Origin of the sequence: Bacillus sp. Au-Bac7, assembly GCF_021341655.1 — a bacterium.
Taxonomy (GTDB): domain Bacteria; phylum Bacillota; class Bacilli; order Bacillales; family Cytobacillaceae; genus Niallia.
In genome coordinates this window covers 494,157-510,598 of the sequence record NZ_JAJTTG010000003.1, presented here as the reverse complement: position 1 = coordinate 510,598, position 16,442 = coordinate 494,157, and the positions used below count along the sequence as shown (strand labels likewise).

16 protein-coding genes are annotated in these 16,442 nt (G+C 37.3%); 11 read left to right on the top strand and 5 right to left on the bottom strand.

All coding sequences use genetic code 11. The features are described 5' to 3' along the window. Positions 1–154 precede the first annotated feature (154 nt). Positions 155–976 (top strand): alpha/beta fold hydrolase, encoded by an 822-nt coding sequence (locus LXM54_RS15525; protein ID WP_233316109.1) that lies wholly within the window; start codon positions 155–157, stop codon positions 974–976. A 57-nt stretch (positions 977–1,033) separates the two neighbouring features. On the opposite strand, the gene LXM54_RS15520 is transcribed toward LXM54_RS15525, so the two are convergent. From LXM54_RS15520 to adhP, 3 genes are all read right to left on the bottom strand, one after another. Next, on the bottom strand, positions 1,034–2,173 hold the full coding sequence (locus LXM54_RS15520; protein ID WP_192486412.1) for an MGDG synthase family glycosyltransferase: 1,140 nt from the start codon (positions 2,171–2,173) through the stop codon (positions 1,034–1,036). A 4-nt stretch (positions 2,174–2,177) separates the two neighbouring features. Then, complete coding sequence (locus LXM54_RS15515) at positions 2,178–3,173, bottom strand: metal-dependent hydrolase (protein ID WP_233316107.1); 996 nt, start codon at positions 3,171–3,173, stop codon at positions 2,178–2,180. A gap of 336 nt (positions 3,174–3,509) precedes the next feature. Further along, the gene (adhP, locus tag LXM54_RS15510) at positions 3,510–4,532 is read right to left on the bottom strand and encodes an alcohol dehydrogenase AdhP (protein ID WP_233316106.1); all 1,023 of its coding nucleotides are present in this window, start codon (positions 4,530–4,532) and stop codon (positions 3,510–3,512) included. 206 nt (positions 4,533–4,738) lie between these two features. On the opposite strand from adhP, the gene LXM54_RS15505 reads away from it, so the two are divergent. The 4 genes from LXM54_RS15505 (at position 4,739) to LXM54_RS15490 (ending at position 9,535) form a co-directional block, all read left to right on the top strand. Continuing rightward, positions 4,739–5,701 (top strand): DUF4822 domain-containing protein, encoded by a 963-nt coding sequence (locus tag LXM54_RS15505; RefSeq protein WP_233316105.1) that lies wholly within the window; start codon positions 4,739–4,741, stop codon positions 5,699–5,701. Positions 5,702–5,745: 44 nt separating this feature from the next. Beyond that, positions 5,746–7,197, top strand: a complete 1,452-nt coding sequence (locus LXM54_RS15500; RefSeq protein ID WP_233316104.1) for a sensor histidine kinase — start codon at positions 5,746–5,748, stop codon at positions 7,195–7,197. Between the two features lie 15 nt (positions 7,198–7,212). Then, the gene (locus LXM54_RS15495; protein ID WP_233316102.1) at positions 7,213–7,908 is read left to right on the top strand and encodes a response regulator transcription factor; all 696 of its coding nucleotides are present in this window, start codon (positions 7,213–7,215) and stop codon (positions 7,906–7,908) included. A gap of 220 nt (positions 7,909–8,128) precedes the next feature. Then, positions 8,129–9,535 (top strand): PQQ-dependent sugar dehydrogenase, encoded by a 1,407-nt coding sequence (locus tag LXM54_RS15490; protein WP_233316101.1) that lies wholly within the window; start codon positions 8,129–8,131, stop codon positions 9,533–9,535. Between the two features lie 9 nt (positions 9,536–9,544). On the opposite strand, the gene LXM54_RS15485 is transcribed toward LXM54_RS15490, so the two are convergent. Next, complete coding sequence (locus tag LXM54_RS15485; protein ID WP_233316100.1) at positions 9,545–10,105, bottom strand: hypothetical protein; 561 nt, start codon at positions 10,103–10,105, stop codon at positions 9,545–9,547. 219 nt (positions 10,106–10,324) lie between these two features. On the opposite strand from LXM54_RS15485, the gene LXM54_RS15480 reads away from it, so the two are divergent. Then, a complete protein-coding gene (locus tag LXM54_RS15480) occupies positions 10,325–11,041 on the top strand; it encodes a VCBS repeat-containing protein (RefSeq protein ID WP_233316099.1) in 717 nt (238 codons plus the stop codon). Between the two features lie 286 nt (positions 11,042–11,327). Here LXM54_RS15480 and LXM54_RS15475 read toward each other — a convergent pair whose 3' ends face one another. Next, the gene (locus LXM54_RS15475; protein WP_233316098.1) at positions 11,328–11,969 is read right to left on the bottom strand and encodes a GntR family transcriptional regulator; all 642 of its coding nucleotides are present in this window, start codon (positions 11,967–11,969) and stop codon (positions 11,328–11,330) included. Between the two features lie 274 nt (positions 11,970–12,243). On the opposite strand from LXM54_RS15475, the gene LXM54_RS15470 reads away from it, so the two are divergent. Genes LXM54_RS15470 through LXM54_RS15450 form a run of 5 tightly spaced genes read left to right on the top strand, consistent with a single transcriptional unit; the run spans position 12,244 to position 16,422 of the window. Beyond that, positions 12,244–13,161 carry a phosphate/phosphite/phosphonate ABC transporter substrate-binding protein gene (locus LXM54_RS15470; RefSeq protein ID WP_233316097.1) on the top strand — a complete coding sequence of 306 codons (918 nt, stop codon included), beginning with the start codon at positions 12,244–12,246 and terminating at the stop codon, positions 13,159–13,161. A 12-nt stretch (positions 13,162–13,173) separates the two neighbouring features. Then, positions 13,174–13,971 (top strand): phosphonate ABC transporter, permease protein PhnE, encoded by a 798-nt coding sequence (gene phnE / locus LXM54_RS15465; RefSeq protein ID WP_233316095.1) that lies wholly within the window; start codon positions 13,174–13,176, stop codon positions 13,969–13,971. Between the two features lies 1 nt (position 13,972). Then, entirely contained in the window at positions 13,973–14,818 is an 846-nt protein-coding gene (locus LXM54_RS15460) for a PhnE/PtxC family ABC transporter permease (RefSeq protein WP_233316093.1), read from the top strand. Positions 14,819–14,828: 10 nt separating this feature from the next. Continuing rightward, complete coding sequence (gene phnC, locus LXM54_RS15455; RefSeq protein WP_233316167.1) at positions 14,829–15,602, top strand: phosphonate ABC transporter ATP-binding protein; 774 nt, start codon at positions 14,829–14,831, stop codon at positions 15,600–15,602. Between the two features lie 25 nt (positions 15,603–15,627). After that, positions 15,628–16,422: a tyrosine-protein phosphatase gene (locus tag LXM54_RS15450; protein WP_233316092.1), complete on the top strand. Its 795-nt coding sequence runs from the start codon at positions 15,628–15,630 to the stop codon at positions 16,420–16,422. Positions 16,423–16,442: the final 20 nt, after the last annotated feature.

Here is a 16,442-nt window from a genome sequence, read left to right as displayed (position 1 = left end):
AGGAGGTAGTGAGTTAGTTAGATAACTCACTACCTCCTTTAGATTTTATAGACTAAAAACAGGTGAATATATTTGGAAAAAATAATGTTTCCTGTATCCTCCAGCTCCAATTGATTAATAATAAAATCAATTGGAGCTGGAGGAGTGGAACACAATGACTGTCAGTGGATTAAAACAAACCTATCTTAAAGTATCTGGTATCAACTTATACTGTGAATACATATTGAATGATAAACCACCAATTCTTTTGATCCACGGCTTTGCATCCTCAACTTATACGTTTCGACGCATTGTACCTTTATTGCAAGAGCATTATTCTGTCGTTGCTGTTGACCTCCCTGGATTTGGGAAAAGCGAGAAATCGACTTCGTTTATATACAGTTTTCAAAATTATGCGAAGCTAATGTTAGAATGCATGGAACAGTTTGGATACTCTAATGCTCATATTGTTGCTCATTCGATGGGAGGTCAAATAGCGCTTTATATGGCCATGATGGCTCCTGAGAAAGTTAATAAATTAGTTTTATTATGTAGTTCTGGATATTTGAAACGGGCGAAAAAACCGCTCGTTTTCACTTCATATTTACCTTACTTTGAGAAGCTTGTTTATCATTATATTCAAAGAAGGGGTGTCATACATCATTTGAAAAATGTCTTTTTTGACCAAACATTAATCAATGATGAAATGATTCGAGAATTCGGTAAACCGCTGGATGATATGGGATTTTATAAGGCTTTAATCCGACTCCTGCGACATCGTGAGGGAGATTTACTGCCAAAACAGCTGAATGGTATACAAGTGCCAACATTATTGATATGGGGCGAGGAAGACCGTGTTGTTCCAGTGGGGGTAGGAAAACGCCTTGTTAGTGATTTACCCGATGCACAGTTAATTACCTATGAAAAGACAGGACATTTAATTACAGAGGAACGTCCAGAGCTTGTTTTTAAGAATATCATGATGCATATAAACTGATAAAGGCAAGTTAATGTAAAAAAGGTGCTTGATTAAGCACCTTTTTTGTTAATTCATTTAAGATAGTTTTTCTTTGGCTGCTTCATAGTAAGGGTCGCCAACCTCTAGAATAAATTGCAGAATGTCTTCTGCTGCTTTTGTATTGATAAAATTGCGTTGACTAACAATCATTTCATTTAGTTTCTCACCATTATTTTCAAGTAAACTTGTTAACGTATATTTAATTTCCTTTGGTTTTTTACAGACTACGCCTAAATTAAAGTTCTCTGCAAAGGTTGGATTATCCTCTTCCTGACCTGGCAATGCTCCCGTAATAATAAGTGGCGTATTGGTAGCTATTGCTTCAAACATGACGTTAGGACTTCCTCTAGTAAAGGCAATATCTGCTGAAAGCATGAGATCCTGGATGTTTTTCGTGAAACCATAAATCTCTACTCGATCACCATATTTGGCCTTAAGGGACATTTCCAGCTTGGTTTTTAGATTGAGATTTTTTCCAGCTACTATTTTAACGTTACAATCAAAATGGTTCAGTAAATTTTCAGCTATTTTCTTCATATTACCAACACCTTCACCACCGCTCATAATTAAGCATGTTAAAGATTGGCCTTTTTTATAAAATTTACGATGATTATAACTTTTAGGGAAAAATCGGGATCGGACAGGAAAACCGGAAACCTTTATTTTTTCATCTGGAATCCCAAATTCAATGCATTTATTTTGAGCTTCAGAGGTAGGGCTGATAATATAGTGTGCTCTTTTGTCTGCCCAAAGAGGAAAAATATTCACAAGATCAGCAATGAGAGTAAAGAAAGGAATATGAATATCCTGCTTTTCTAAAATATTTAAGATAGAACCATTAAAGTTAGGATGAACCGATAAAATCATGTCTGGTTTTACATCTTCCAGTAATTTTAGAAAATTATCTCTAATTAGTGATTCAATAAAATTGTCTACTAGATGGGGCTTCAATGCAGATAGTTTCCAAATCATTTTCCAAAGATTTTCAGAGTTTCTTGTGATAGGGCCATAGGATTGACCAATTTTTAAAAGCAACCGTTTACCGAGAGAAAATCCATCTACTACAAAAATTTTCACATCATTATGAGATTGAACTTTTTCACACAATGATTCTGTGATGCTTTTATGCCCATGTCCTGTAATATCAGAGGAGATTATCAGTAATGTCTTTTCCATAGAATCAGCCCTTCTTTAAGATTGCTGTATTTTTTAATTGTTTTATAACTTGCTTATATTGTTTCAAGGAGTACAGTGTACCGATAAAACAGTCTCTAATCTTGTGATCGGATGATACAGAAAGGATGGCAAGAATGGGAAAAAACTTATTGGTACGAAAACGCAGATCCTTCCAATAGACCAAATATCCATTCTTTCTTTTAAGAACAAATGGGTATGCATATTGGGTGCTAGAAAGAAAATCGGAAATAAGCGGGTGGCTTTTACTGTCTGTGACTATTTTTGGATATTCTATTTTCTTTACAAGAGAGTGATCGACCTTAAGACTGCCATTTGAGTAAACTCCAAATAAAAAGTCTTCTTTCGTCTCAATGATAACGTCCCAATGAAACAAGGAAATACGTGGGATTAATTTAATTCGAATAGAGTGATGAAAATGCAGATGCAACGTTCTCTTAATTAAAACGGTCGACAGAGTTCGAAAAGCAAGATATAGAATAATAAAGATATAAATAATTAAAAACACTTTGCCCATTTCATAAAACGGCAGCAGGCAAAAGCCCAGCAAATGTACGAATAGGATAGTAGGATCTACTAATGGAATGGAGTCAAAGGCAATCCATTTTTTCGAGAAGGGCAGTAAAACTTGAGTTCCATGAACATTGAATAAATCAAAAAGCACATGCAAAATAACAGCTAAAAATGTCCATAAAAGTAAATGAAGAAAGGAAGATTCCGGGAAAAAGGCATAAATAATACCTGAAACAGCGAGACTCCATAATGGCAATGCTGGGAGAGAATGGGATAAGGAACGGTGATTTCGGATATAACTTCCTTTGCCCTTCATACGATAGATGAAGTCAAAGTCAGGAGCATTTGAACCAATTACTGTTCCAAACATAACAGCTTGTGACAGGGCAGGTTGATTAGCAATAACAGGATCAATATGAGCAAGGGCAGCTAATCCAAAACCCATAATAATGTGAGAACTTGTATCCATATAATCACTCCTTATCATTTTTCAATATAAACCACTTTGTATATAGGTAAGTCCTCTTCATTATATTTGGTATGTGTTCCTTCATTCGTGATTTAATGTAAAGATTATGTAGAGATTCTGTATGAAAAATGGCTTTTTAAAGATTGATAGAAAGTAAGGATAGTATTTCAAACGGTGAGTCTATGATTTTGAATTGATAAAAGGAGTTAAATAGGGGAAGGCAGAGGTTACAATCTTTTTACTTGTAAACCGCCTGCCTTTTTTGTTGATAAATATTAGGAATATCTAACCTAAGCTTATGTCAGAATGCACGTATTCATGGTTTCAGCAATCACACTAGCACTGTTTAAAATCAATCACCATCCGTCCTTGAATCTTACCATGCGCCATTTCCTCAAAGACATCCTGTACTTCCTCTAAGCAGCGAGATTGCACAATTGGAACTACCTTTCCTTCTGCTCCGAATTGGAACGCTTCTTCTAAATCTCTGCGTGTGCCAACTAATGATCCGACTACTTCTATCCCATCAAGTACAAGGCGTGGAATATTTAAGTCCATCGTCTCTGATGGCAGGCCGACTGCGACAACTTTACCACAGGCGCGGACTGCGTTGACGGCAGAGTTAAATGCTGTTTTTGAAACAGCTGTTACAACTGCTGCATATGCTCCACCGAGTTGTGCTTGAATGATTTTATCAGCATCCCCCTGTGTGACAGGATTGATTGTCATATCTGCTCCTATTTCTTTAGCTAATGTTAATTTATCATCATTAATATCTACTGCAATAACTTTTGCGTTAAATACATGTTTAGCATATTGGATAGCAAGATTTCCTAATCCGCCACAGCCATATATTACAATCCACTGACCAGCTTTTATGTCGGAAACTTTAATCGCTTTGTAGGTAGTAACACCTGCGCACGTGATGCTGCTAGCTTGTGCAGGGTCTAGTCCTTCAGGCACTTTAACTGCGTAATCGGCTGTTACGATGCACTGTTCAGCCATCCCTCCATCGACACTGTAGCCAGCGTTTTGGACGTTGCGGCAAAATGTTTCTCTGCCTGTTGTGCAGTATTCACATCTGCCGCAGGCTTGGAACATCCAGGCAATACTGACTCTATCGCCAATCTTTAAGCCAGTGACGTCATCTGCAATTTTTGATACAACTCCAATCCCTTCATGTCCAAGGATCCTGCCTTCCACATTACCAAAATCACCAGCAGCCACGTGCAGGTCAGTATGACATACTCCGCAGTATTCAACATCTACCAAGGCTTCACCAGATTTTAGCGGTCGCAATTCCTTTTCAATAATCTCAATGTTTGCTTTAGATTTTGGATTAACTACTACTGCTTTCATAAATGTGATTCACTCCTTTAGTGATTAAGAATATTACTAGTTTCCTTTAACCTTATTACGGGTTCATCATAACACGGAAATCCACCATAAAATTGTGAAATATTGAACAATTTATGAATTTATATTTTGTTTATATTTGCGATATAAGGAGTTTAGTATTGGTCTCTAAAATAAAGGTAAGCAAATGATAAAGGAGAGGAATAAATATGGAGAAAAAATTTAAATTGGCAGCAGCAGCTTTTTTAAGCTCAATTACTATTCTTGCGGCATGCAGTGATACAACAAATAATGAAGCGAAATCAGACTCTGCAAAGACTCAGCAGACAGAACAGGAAAGTGTGGTCCAACAAACAAAAGGTCAAGAGATGGCCGATATACTAGGCAGCACAAATTGGCAGGGTACTCGTGTTTATGATAAAGATAATAATGATCTTACAAAGGAGAATGCTAACTTTATTGGCTTAGCAAAGTATGATTCAGTGACTGGACATTATGAATTTTTTAATGCCGAAACTGGTGAGACACGCGGTGATGAAGGCACGTTCTTTATGACAAATGATGGTGCAAAGCGTATACTTATTTCCAGTACAATGAATTATCAGGCAGTTGTTGATATAACAGAATTGGAAGCGGATATCTTTACTTATAAACGCATGGGGAAAGATGCGGATAACAATGATATAGAAGTTTTTGTTGAGCATATACCGTATGATGAAAATAAGCTAACCTTCACAACACCAGCGCGAAATTTAACGGCTTCTACAGGGGATATTGTTACAGAGGAAGATGGAGATAATATTCTTGGCAGTACGTTATGGCAAGGTACAAAGGCTGTTGATGAAGAAGGCAATGATGTTACTTTGTATAATGAAAACTTTATCAGCTTAGCAAAGTTTGATAAATATACAAATCAATATGAATTTTTTAATCTGGAAACAGGGGAAAGCCGCGGCGATTTTGGTTACTTTGATGTAACCAATGATAATAAAATCCGTGCACATGTTTCAATCGGTGAAAATAAATATGGTGCAGCGTTAGAGCTTACTGAGTTGAATGAAAATAGATTTACTTATAAACGTGTCGGGAAGGATGCTGAAGGAAAAGACATTACCATTTTTGTAGAGCATGAACCATATAAAGGAGAATCAAAACCGTCCTTTAGCTTTTAAGAAAGCATTGACTATCTCCTTTATAAATGGAGAAGGGAATCAAGATGACCATTAAAAATCGGTTTTTAATTTCATATATTGGCGGTATTGTGATTGCGAGTATCTCTATTCTCGCAATCCTATGTATTTTGTTTTATGTAACGACAGGTACTGTTCCGACACCGAAAACATGGTATCAAACCTTTACGAAGCAGCGCTCCTTGAGTCCGGAAGAGGAGCTTGCTTACGTTGAGCTGCGCAATATTGCAAAAACAGATCCAGACCAGCTTTTAGTAGAAGATGTGCAAACAAATTTCCAAGATATTGAGAAAAAGTCACTCGGTGTTGTCATACGCCATGATAAGGATATTTTGTATTATTCCAAAGGCTTAGTTGAAAAATCGCTAGTTGTTCATTTTCCAGTTTTTGATGCAAATAATATTGAAACAAAAGGAACAATAGATAACGCAGGAAGATTATATCGTTTTATTAAGTTTGATTTTTATTATAGTGATCAGACAAAGGGAAGTATTCTCGTGTTAAAAAAGGAAAATAATCTATTAGAGTTTTTTACTAAATGGGGAATTGCTATTATTATCATTATCCTACTTGCATCATTTGGAGCTGTGCTGTTTTTGAATCAGCTATTACGCAGGACTATTATTAAGCCTTTAGAAAATTTAGGACAGTTCATGTCTGAGCTGCGCGAGGAAAACTTAATAATTGAAACACCAGCCTTACCGGAGAGTACTGCAAAGGAAGTGCAGCAGCTGAAAGAAAATTTTGAGAGTATGCGCGCAACACTTTTAGCCTCTAAAAAGGAAAAGCAAGGTCTTGAAAATAATCGAAAAGAATTAATTGCGAGTATATCTCATGATTTAAAAACTCCAATTACATCTATTATCGGTTATATAGAAGGCTTGCGAGAGGGGGTTGCTGATACTCCTGAAAAGCAGGAAAAGTATTTGAGAACAATTCATTCTAAATCACTTGCTTTGAATCAGTTAATAGAAGAGCTCTTTCTGTACTCCAAGCTTGATGCAGAAGCAGTTCCTTTCCAATTTGAACGTATTCAGCTTTCCGATTTTCTTGTGCATATGGCAGAAGAGTTTCAATTATACAACCAAGATGTTAAGTTCCAGATAAATGCGGCTGATGAGGTATATGTTTCTATTGACCGTATGCAAATGAATCGGGCATTTAATAATCTATTTGAAAACAGCTTAAAGTTTAAGAAGCTAGCAGAGCCATTATCTATAACAATAGAAGCATTGGCAGCTGCTGATAATGTTGAGGTATATGTCACAGATAATGGACAGGGAATTGCAGATTTTCAGCTTCCTTATGTATTCAACCATTTTTACCGTGGAGAAGCAGCGCGTACAACGACGACAGGAGGCAGCGGCTTAGGGCTTGCTATCGTTAAGCAAATCGTCGATAAACACCATGGAAAAGTGCAGATTCAAAGTAAGTTGCAATTAGGCACGACTGTAACAATAATATTGGCAAGGGCTTAAAGGGAGGTGTCTATCATGCTGTCACCAAGAGTATTAATTATTGAAGATGATATTAGTATTGCTGAGCTGCAAAGAGATTATTTAGAGATACATCAAATGGAGGCTGAGATTGTAGTAGATGGTTTAGAAGGTGTAAATCGGGCATTAAATGAACCCTTTGACTTAATTGTTATTGACTTGATGCTGCCTTCTTTGGATGGTTTTGAAATCTGCCGGCGGATTCGTGAAAAGAAAAATATTCCTCTTATGATTGTTTCGGCGAAAAAGGAAGATATTGATAAAATAAGGGGACTCGGCTTAGGTGCAGATGATTATATGACCAAACCATTCAGCCCGAGTGAGCTCGTTGCACGTGTACAGGCCCATATAAAACGGTTTAAGCAGCTGACAGGTGCTGGATATTCACAGGATATTCTAGAAATGAAGGATATTCTAGTCGATAAAGGTGCACGTAAAGTATTTATTTTAGGGCAGGAGTTTATTTTTCCTACGAAGGAATTTGATTTACTTGTGTTCTTTATGGAGCATCCAAACCGCGTATGGACAAAGGAGCAGCTTTTCAGGCAAGTTTGGTATATGGATAATTTAGATGGTGATGTATTTACAGTTGTAGTTCATGTTGGGCGTATTCGAGAAAAGTTAAAAAAAGGGAAATTATCAGAGTTGCCGATAGAGACTATTTGGGGAAGTGGTTATCGCTTTAATAGCTAGCAGAAATGTTTCACATGAAACATTTTAACTTCTATTATTGCTTAGTTTCATTAGACAGCTTGGTTAAAATGAGTTCGGTATATATCGAACTCATTTTTTTTGTTTAGAGGAGGTAGCTAAGTGCGATCCTTTTTCTCATAAAATCTCTCATCTTAATTTAGTACTTATAAAACAGCTCAAAACATATTCTTATAAAAGAAAATGGGGGAGGTCAAAGCAGTTGAAAAAAGTTAAAGTTGGTTTACGCCCGATTGTAAGTAAGATAAATTTGCCCACTGTAATGAAAACAGCTGTACTTCCAGGTGATTCTGTTGAAAGTTTATTTATTGCAACCCAGGTAGGAGAAATCTTTTATGTGGGTAACGGGAGGATTAACACTTTTTTAGATATTCGCCCGCTCATCATACAATTAGGCACTAGTGGCGGATATGATGAAAGAGGATTGCTTGGGCTAGCTTTTCATCCTAATTTTAGGTATAACGGTTTGTTTTACCTTCATTATTCTGCAGCTGGAACACAGGGGCCAGGTGTTCAACTAGAAGATTTTAAACCTGACCCATGCAAGCCTGAAACTTTAAAGTTAAGGTGGACGAATCGAGAATCTCAGTATGACCATATAGATAAGGTAGAAGAATGGGGTTTACAATCTAGTGGCCAACCTAAAAAAAGACGGACACTGCTTAACTTAAGAAGGCCTTTTTCAAATCATAATGGTGTCAACAGCTTAAACTTTTCACCTGAAACAGGCAAACTTATTTTAACAACTGGGGATGGTGGATCAGGTTATGACCCATATAATTTAAGTCAAGATGATATGGAAATCGCCGGTAAAATTATTGAAGTGGATATAAATAAGTATACATCTACCAATAATCAACCTGTCGTTACTCGTTTTCATGAACTGCCTTCAGACATTCAGGAGATGCTCACTGTTATGGCAAAAGGAGTTCGAAATATAACAGGTATTTCATTTCAAAGTTATTATCAACAGTTTATTAAATATGCAGGAAATGTCGGACAAGATTTGGTAGAGTCTATTTTTGCATTTGTCCATTATAAGCCAATAGCGGTTACTCAGCTTGTTAAAGCTTATGATAGAAATATCAAATCAAGCCAAAAAGGACTGATAAAATTCGGCTGGCGGGGTTGGGAAGGAGATTTTCCTACATCCATTATAAGAGATTGTACGATTAACCCAGAAACTAAGGAGCAAATATGGAGCTTTTATAAGGAAGCTGTGACACTCTCAGGGAGTCGACTTCCGCCTTTAACCAGTTACTTTCATCAAGACCCTAGACCGGATAAATTTAGTGGAACAGCACTAACTGGAGTTCAGCCATACTTAGGAAATGAAATTCCTAGTTTAACGGGAAGAGTTATCTTTACTGATGTTATGCGGAAGAACTCTGCACGAAAAAGAGGTGCTTTAGCATATACAAGTGCAAGACCAGATGGGAAACAAAATGACTTTCACGTGATTGATATTAATTATGACTTTGGGCCGCAGTCAGCATACTATGTTAGCTTAGGATCAAATCTAAATCAAACTACCTTATATTTAGGAGTATATGGGTCTATGAAGGTAGCTGATTATAACCAAGGCACTGTTTTTGAAATAATTCCATAACCTTTATAGCTAGCTAGCAAACACTTTTAATCGTTTAAAAATAATTAAGGCAATTTCGACCCATATCCAGCTGTAAAGGAAGCAACAGAAAAAAATAAGGCCAATAGTAAGATAGGAAAGGGAGTTTGAGAAGGCTGGCCCTAGAATAGGATAGTGCAGTAAAAACAACAGAGTGCTTATGCCTAGCATTAAAGACAAAGTTCCAGCAGCAATAATACTTAATCTGTGTTTAAAGAAGTAAAAGGCTGCCCCAATGCCAAGCCCTAATAATCCTGTTGTAAAAGGAAATACAATCAGTTCTGTTGGCTGAAGGATGAATAGCAATAAAATTGTTTGAAAATAAGCCAGAATTCCAAATGGAGTAGAAAGCATCGAATATAACAGAATAGGTGCTGTGGCAAGGGGGCTTAAAAGATAGCCTATTCCGGGAATAAAGCCGCCCGCAGATTGGAGAACAGCTGCTATACAAGCAAAAATCGCTCCTAAAATAAGCTTTTTCGTCTTTTTATAGGTTTTAAATGTTTTTTGAGCTAAACGAACTTCATTAGAAACAGGTTTGAAATGGTACACAAATTCACCTCATTTTATATTCGTCTATACATTATATAGAAGAGGTGAATTTAATATTAATAAACGAAACTAAAAGGAGACATTTGCCTCCTTTTAGTTTCGTTATTTTAGGAGATATATTTTATCGTACAGACTCTATTGTCATCAAACACCATAGACTGTAGGAACGAAGTAAAAACGGGATATATAAGGAATCGCCAAGCTGAAAAGAGGGATAGTATGTATCATTATTATAGGACTGGGGTTAATCAGCCGGAAGTTGTTTCCTTTGCACGTGGTGATGTTAATGGGGATGGAATGCCTGATAATGTCTATTTAACTGGAACGAAGACAGCAGACAGTCCATTTATTCAAAATATTACGCTTCATGTTCAAGATGGAAGAACTGGCCATGTAATAAGTGTTTCCCTACGTGAAAATGCAGGCTACAATCCTGTGTTATTTTTAGGAGATTTCACTGGAGATGGCATCGACGATATTTTTATAAGTATTGCCACCGGCGGCAGCGGTGGAATTATGTATCATTATATATATTCTTTGGAAGGGAATACTGCAAAACTGTTATTTGATTTCAATGTCTATAATGAACAATACCAGTACGAGGTTACGTATTTAGATCATTATAAAGTGAAGGTTTTCAGCAAGTTTAATAATCAAAATTATATAATCGATATATCAACAAGAGATGCAGATTATTTAAATGAAATTTATGATCCTAATGGTAAATTGAAGAGTCCTATCACTGGTTTTGTAAATCCTTTAAGCGGTTTGTATCCTGTAGATTTTGATTTAAATAATGTTTATGAACTATTAGCCTATCAAAAAGTCGCAGGCAGATATAATGCCGATTCTTTAGGTTATGTGCTGAATACTTTAGGCTGGTCAAATAATAGATTTGCGCTGCAAAATCAGTATGTTGCTATTCTGGGATTTTAAACTAGCATCTCTCCCTTCTTTTTACAAACAATTTACCTCCAATTAACACAACCAACTTGGCACCAAGTTACCCTTAAAACTGTGATAATAGGAGTGGTTGCTTTTATAAGGGCTGTGCCGACAGTATTATAGGTGTTAATCTTTGCAGTTGCAATTCGATTAAAGAGAAAGCTGAAGGTTAATGGGTAAAACTAAAAAGTGCCGTACAAGAGAAGCTAGAATAGCTTTTCTTTTTGTTTGTTCCAAAATAAAAATAAACAGCCGCAACAACGGCCGTTTCCTGATTTTACTGAATTCCAGATCGAATAAATCGTTCCCGATTTCTCCCATAAGCCTCTTTACATAACCGCTTGACCTCCGCATAATTCTCGGCACAAACCGCTTCATAAATAGCCTTGTTTAGTAGATTGGCAGAGTAATGTTTTTGATGAGGTGTCAGCTTCCAATTGATAATGCCGAAATGGATAAGCTTATCCTTAACAGAATCCATGATTTGCAGCATTCTGTGGTTATTAGCTGAAGTGATCATACTTCGTGTGAACATCATGGATGAGTGCACATAGGAAGGATAATCATCTCTTTCTTCCGCTTCAAGTTGCTGATCTAAATGGGTTTTTAATTCTTCTATATTAAAGGTGAGGCCTTTTTCCTTAACGGAATCCACGGAAAACTCTTCTAAAAATAGGAATACTTCCATTACATCTAACATTTCTTTGAAAGATATTTCTTTTACGAAAATGCCCCTGTTTTTTAGTGAGGAGACGAACCCTTCTGTTTCTAAACGGGAGATGGCACTTCTAATAGGTGTCCGGCTCATGTTCAGCAGTTCAGCTAGTTCATTTTCTGATAAAAGGGATCCAGGCATATAAATACCAGTCATAATGTTTTCCCTGATTTTGTTGTAGGCGATGTCAACTAAGGAGGACATATTTCCATTTCCTTTCAAAATAGGATTGCACACTTATCTTACCTGATACTTTATGCAACCGCAACAAACAAAAGCTAAGTGATTTACTTACATTAACTTAATAGTTCGTTAATATGGACTTTACGTTAAGGCGTTATTCTATTATTGCATTCAAGTTGTATACAAGTTGCATTCAAAGGAGGTTTTCTTTCCGGTAGTTTGATGTGATGTTCTTAGTCCTTATAAAAATAAAGATGTGGCCATACAGGAAAAAAATCGATAATTTCAGGAGGAAATGATGAAAAAACTTCTTTCATTTTTAGTGTTCATGCTTATCATATCGGGGATTTTAGCTGGCTGTGGGACAAGCAGTTCGTCAGGTTCTGCAAAAAAGGATAAGTTTGTTATTGCTTATCTGCCACAGGAGTCTGATGAACAAATGCAAAAAACATACAGTAATTTTGAAAAGGAACTCTCTGAAAAAATTGGCGTTAAAGTGGAGGCTTATCAGGCCAACAGCTATAATGCTGCAATCGAAGCGATGAAGAATAATAAAGCAGATATGGCTATGTTTGGTCCGTTCTCCTACATAGTTGCGGAGGAAAGAGCAGATGCAGAGCTTATTGCTAATCTAAATAATCCAGAATTAGAAGGACAGGCGCCATCTGTTATTGTTGTTCCTAAAGATTCAGACATTCAAACAATTGCCGATTTGGAAGGCAAAACAATTGGATTTGCTGATCCAGTATCCACAACAGGGCATTTGCTTCCTAAATCAACGATTGTTAAAGAGCTGGGCATTGGTGTAGAAGATCTGGAAAAAAGTTTCTTTAAAAGTGTGCAATTCGCTGGAGGACATGATAAGGCTCTTATAGGTGTTGTGCGCGGCCAATATGATGCTGCCGGGGTTTCTGCGATGATGCCGGCAATGCTTGAGGAAAAAGGAATAATTGAAAAAGGTTCCTACCGTGTTATTGCAGAGTCTGAAGCAATTCCTGTTGGAGCACCATTTGCAGTAAGAAGCGGCTTAGATCAAGAAATGAAAGACAATATTAAAGAGTTTTTATTGAGCTACGATGATCCGCAGTATTTTAAAAATATTTTGGGTACGGAAAATGCAAAGTTTATGGAAGCATCTGATAGTGATTATGACCAATTGCGTGATATAGCTGAAATGCTTAACTTAAGTCCTGAGCAACTATTGGAAAGCTAAGGAGGAACTGATATGCCAGCACACAATAACCCTGCGCTGAAAACAGCTGAAATGCGCAAAATGAAAGGGACATTGTCCCTTATATTCTTCGCTATCCTGATTGCTTTTTCCGTTTGGTTTGTAGAAATGGATATATTTGAGCTTATCCAAAGCATCCCTTTATTTTTTCAGTTTTTATTTACAGATTTTTTTCCACCGAATATTAGTGATCTGAGCACATACCTTGGTCCTGTTGTCGATACACTTATTTTTGCGGTAGTGACAACATGTTTGTCTTCCGTACTGGGCATTGTCATTGGATTTTGTATGGCGCACAATACGACGCCGCATTCAGCTGTTCGGCTGTTTTTCAGAGGGATAATTGCCTTTTTAAGAAATATTCCCTTCTTAGTATGGGCATCTATTTTGGTAGTAATATTTGGGGTTGGAACAATGCCAGGGCTGTTTGCGCTAGTCTTGTTTGGGACAAGCTTTTTATCCCGTGTCTATGCAGAATCGATTGAAGAGCTGAACAAGGAAGGCATCGAGGCTCTTGATGCTTGTGGTGCTTCCTATTTCCAAAAGATTAAACATGGAATTATTCCGCAGTTCCTGCCGGGCTTTTATTCATGGACGCTGTTTATGTTCGAAATTAACATCCGCGCTTCCGCCATTCTTGGGCTGGTAGGAGCAGGGGGAATGGGAAGCATCTTAAAGCAAACGATGGATTTGTTTCAATATGGCAAAACCTCTACCGTCATTGCCATAATGGTCATCCTGATTTTAATGGTCGAGTATGTAACAAACCGGGTAAGGGAGAGATTAATTTAACATGTCAAAAAGCCAAATGCCGATCCCTAATACATTAGTAATGAAAGAAAGTATGCTAACGAAGAAAAAAATACCAATAGCACATAAACAGACTAAGAGGCAGCAACAATACTTTTTCACAACAGTCGGTATCTTATTTATTGTTTGTGTTTTTCAGATAGATATAAGCTTCTCCCAGTTTCAAGAGGGAGTAGCAAGAATTCCATCTGTTCTGTCCATGATGCTGCAAATGTCTTTTGCCGAATTTCCTGAGCTGGCAAGTGAAATGGTAGTTTCCTTAGTAACAGCCTTTTTAAGTCTTGTTCTTAGTATTATCTTTGCAGTTGTACTTGCATTTCTCGCAGCAAGAAACACTACTCCGAACAGATACTTTGGAATGATGCTCCGTTTCCTCTTTATGGTTATCCGTGCTATCCCAGCAACTGTGTGGGTCTTAATTGCTGTAGCCAGCATTGGGTTTGGAACGATGGCAGGTGTGTTAGGTCTTATTTTTCCAACCTGCTCTTATTTAGTGAAATCCTTTTCTGCTCAAATTGAAGAAGTGGGCCAAGAAACAATTGAAGCACTGCAATCAGTTGGGGCAACATGGTGGCATATTGTTTTTAGAGGCTTAATTCCTACACTTCTCACTAGCTTTCTGGCTATTACAGCCTTTCGATTTGAAATGAATGTAGCTGAATCTGTTATTTTGGGAATGGTTGGTGCTGGCGGTATAGGACTATTAATTCAAGGATATATATCCTTCTATGATTTCAGCAGTCTAAGCTTAGGAATAGTAATGGTCTTTATCACAATGTTTATGCTTGAATTCATGACAACTCAAATTCGCAAGCGCATGTCTAATTAGGAGGAATATGATGGAAACCATCCTTAAAATTACGAATCTAGCAAAAACATATAATGGCGGCACATTAGCGTTAAAAGATATTAATCTTGAGGTGAAAAAAGGGGAATTTATAGCCGTAATTGGACCAAGCGGTGCTGGAAAATCAACTTTACTGCGCAGTATCAATCGTTTAATTGAACCGACAGAAGGGACGATTGAGTTCCTTAATCAGCATATTGAAAAAGTAAATAAAAATGAATTGAGAAAAATCAGATCAAAAATGGGCATGATTTTTCAACATTATAACCTGATTTACCGATCAAGTGTCCTCGAAAATGTTCTTCATGGCCGATTAGGATATATGGGTTCACTGGCAGGAGTCTTTAACCGCTATAAGGAAGCGGATAAAAGGGAGGCAATCATGCTCCTTGAAAAGGTAGGATTAGAAGCTGAAATTTACAAGCGGGCGGACGAGCTGTCAGGTGGCCAAAAACAGCGCGTTGGCGTATGCCGTGCTTTGGCGCAAAATCCTGAGCTTATCTTGGCAGATGAGCCAATCGCTTCCCTAGATCCTAAATCATCAACTGTTGTGATGGACGCTATTTATAAAAACTGTAAGGAGCAAGGAATTGCCTGCTTAGTAAACCTCCATCAAGTCGATGTGGCCAAAAGATATGCAACTAGAATTGTAGCAGTAAAAGCAGGCACCATTATCTTTGATGGAGAGGCAAGTGAATTAACAGATGCAATGATTAAATACCTTTATGAAGGAAAAGAGCAAGAGATGTTGGAGCGAGCCAATTAAGCTAAAAGAAGGGGTGTAGTTGTAAATGGAGAAACAAGGAGTAACAGCAAGTCCAAAAAGCAGAATTATTCCATTTGAAGGAATCCGCAATTTTCGCGATATGGGTGGTTATAAAACCACGGATGGAAGAACAGTTAAATATGGAGTGTTTTACCGTTCAGCCGAATTGACGGGAATGACGGAAAGAGATAAAGAGATTTTCAGCACACTGGGAATAAAGTATATATTTGATTATCGTGATGATGGAGAAGCTTCCGTCAAACCAGATCCTGTTATAGAGGGAATCATAAACGAGAGAATTCCTGCAATTGCTGGAGAAGTACAGGGGCTTGTTCAATCAATGGAGGATATAGTAAAAAGTGAATTATTTAAAAATATAAATATAACTGGATTAGCTGAAATGTACGGAAAAATGACCTTAAATAATTCTTCCTACAAAAGATTGTTCGAAGTTATCCAAAACCCTGAAAATCTAGGGATTGTTCATCATTGTGCAGCAGGCAAGGACAGGACTGGGGTAGGAGCTGCTTTGATTTTATCAGCATTGGGTGTTCCTAAAGAAACAATCATAGAGGATTACTTAATTACAAACGAAACCATGCGAGAATTCCAGGAAATAATCAAAGCAGAGCTGTCTGGACAGCTGACAGAGGAAGAACTCTTGTTGTTTGATGTAATGATGGCGGCGAAAGAAGAATATTTACAAGCAGTATTTACGGTTATTGAGGATACTTATGGAAACATGGACATTTACTTTGAGAAGGAATTGAACTTGACTGCAGCAGACCGAGTAGCACTGCAAAATCTATGGTTAGAATAAGAGTTTCTGAAAAAAGGCGC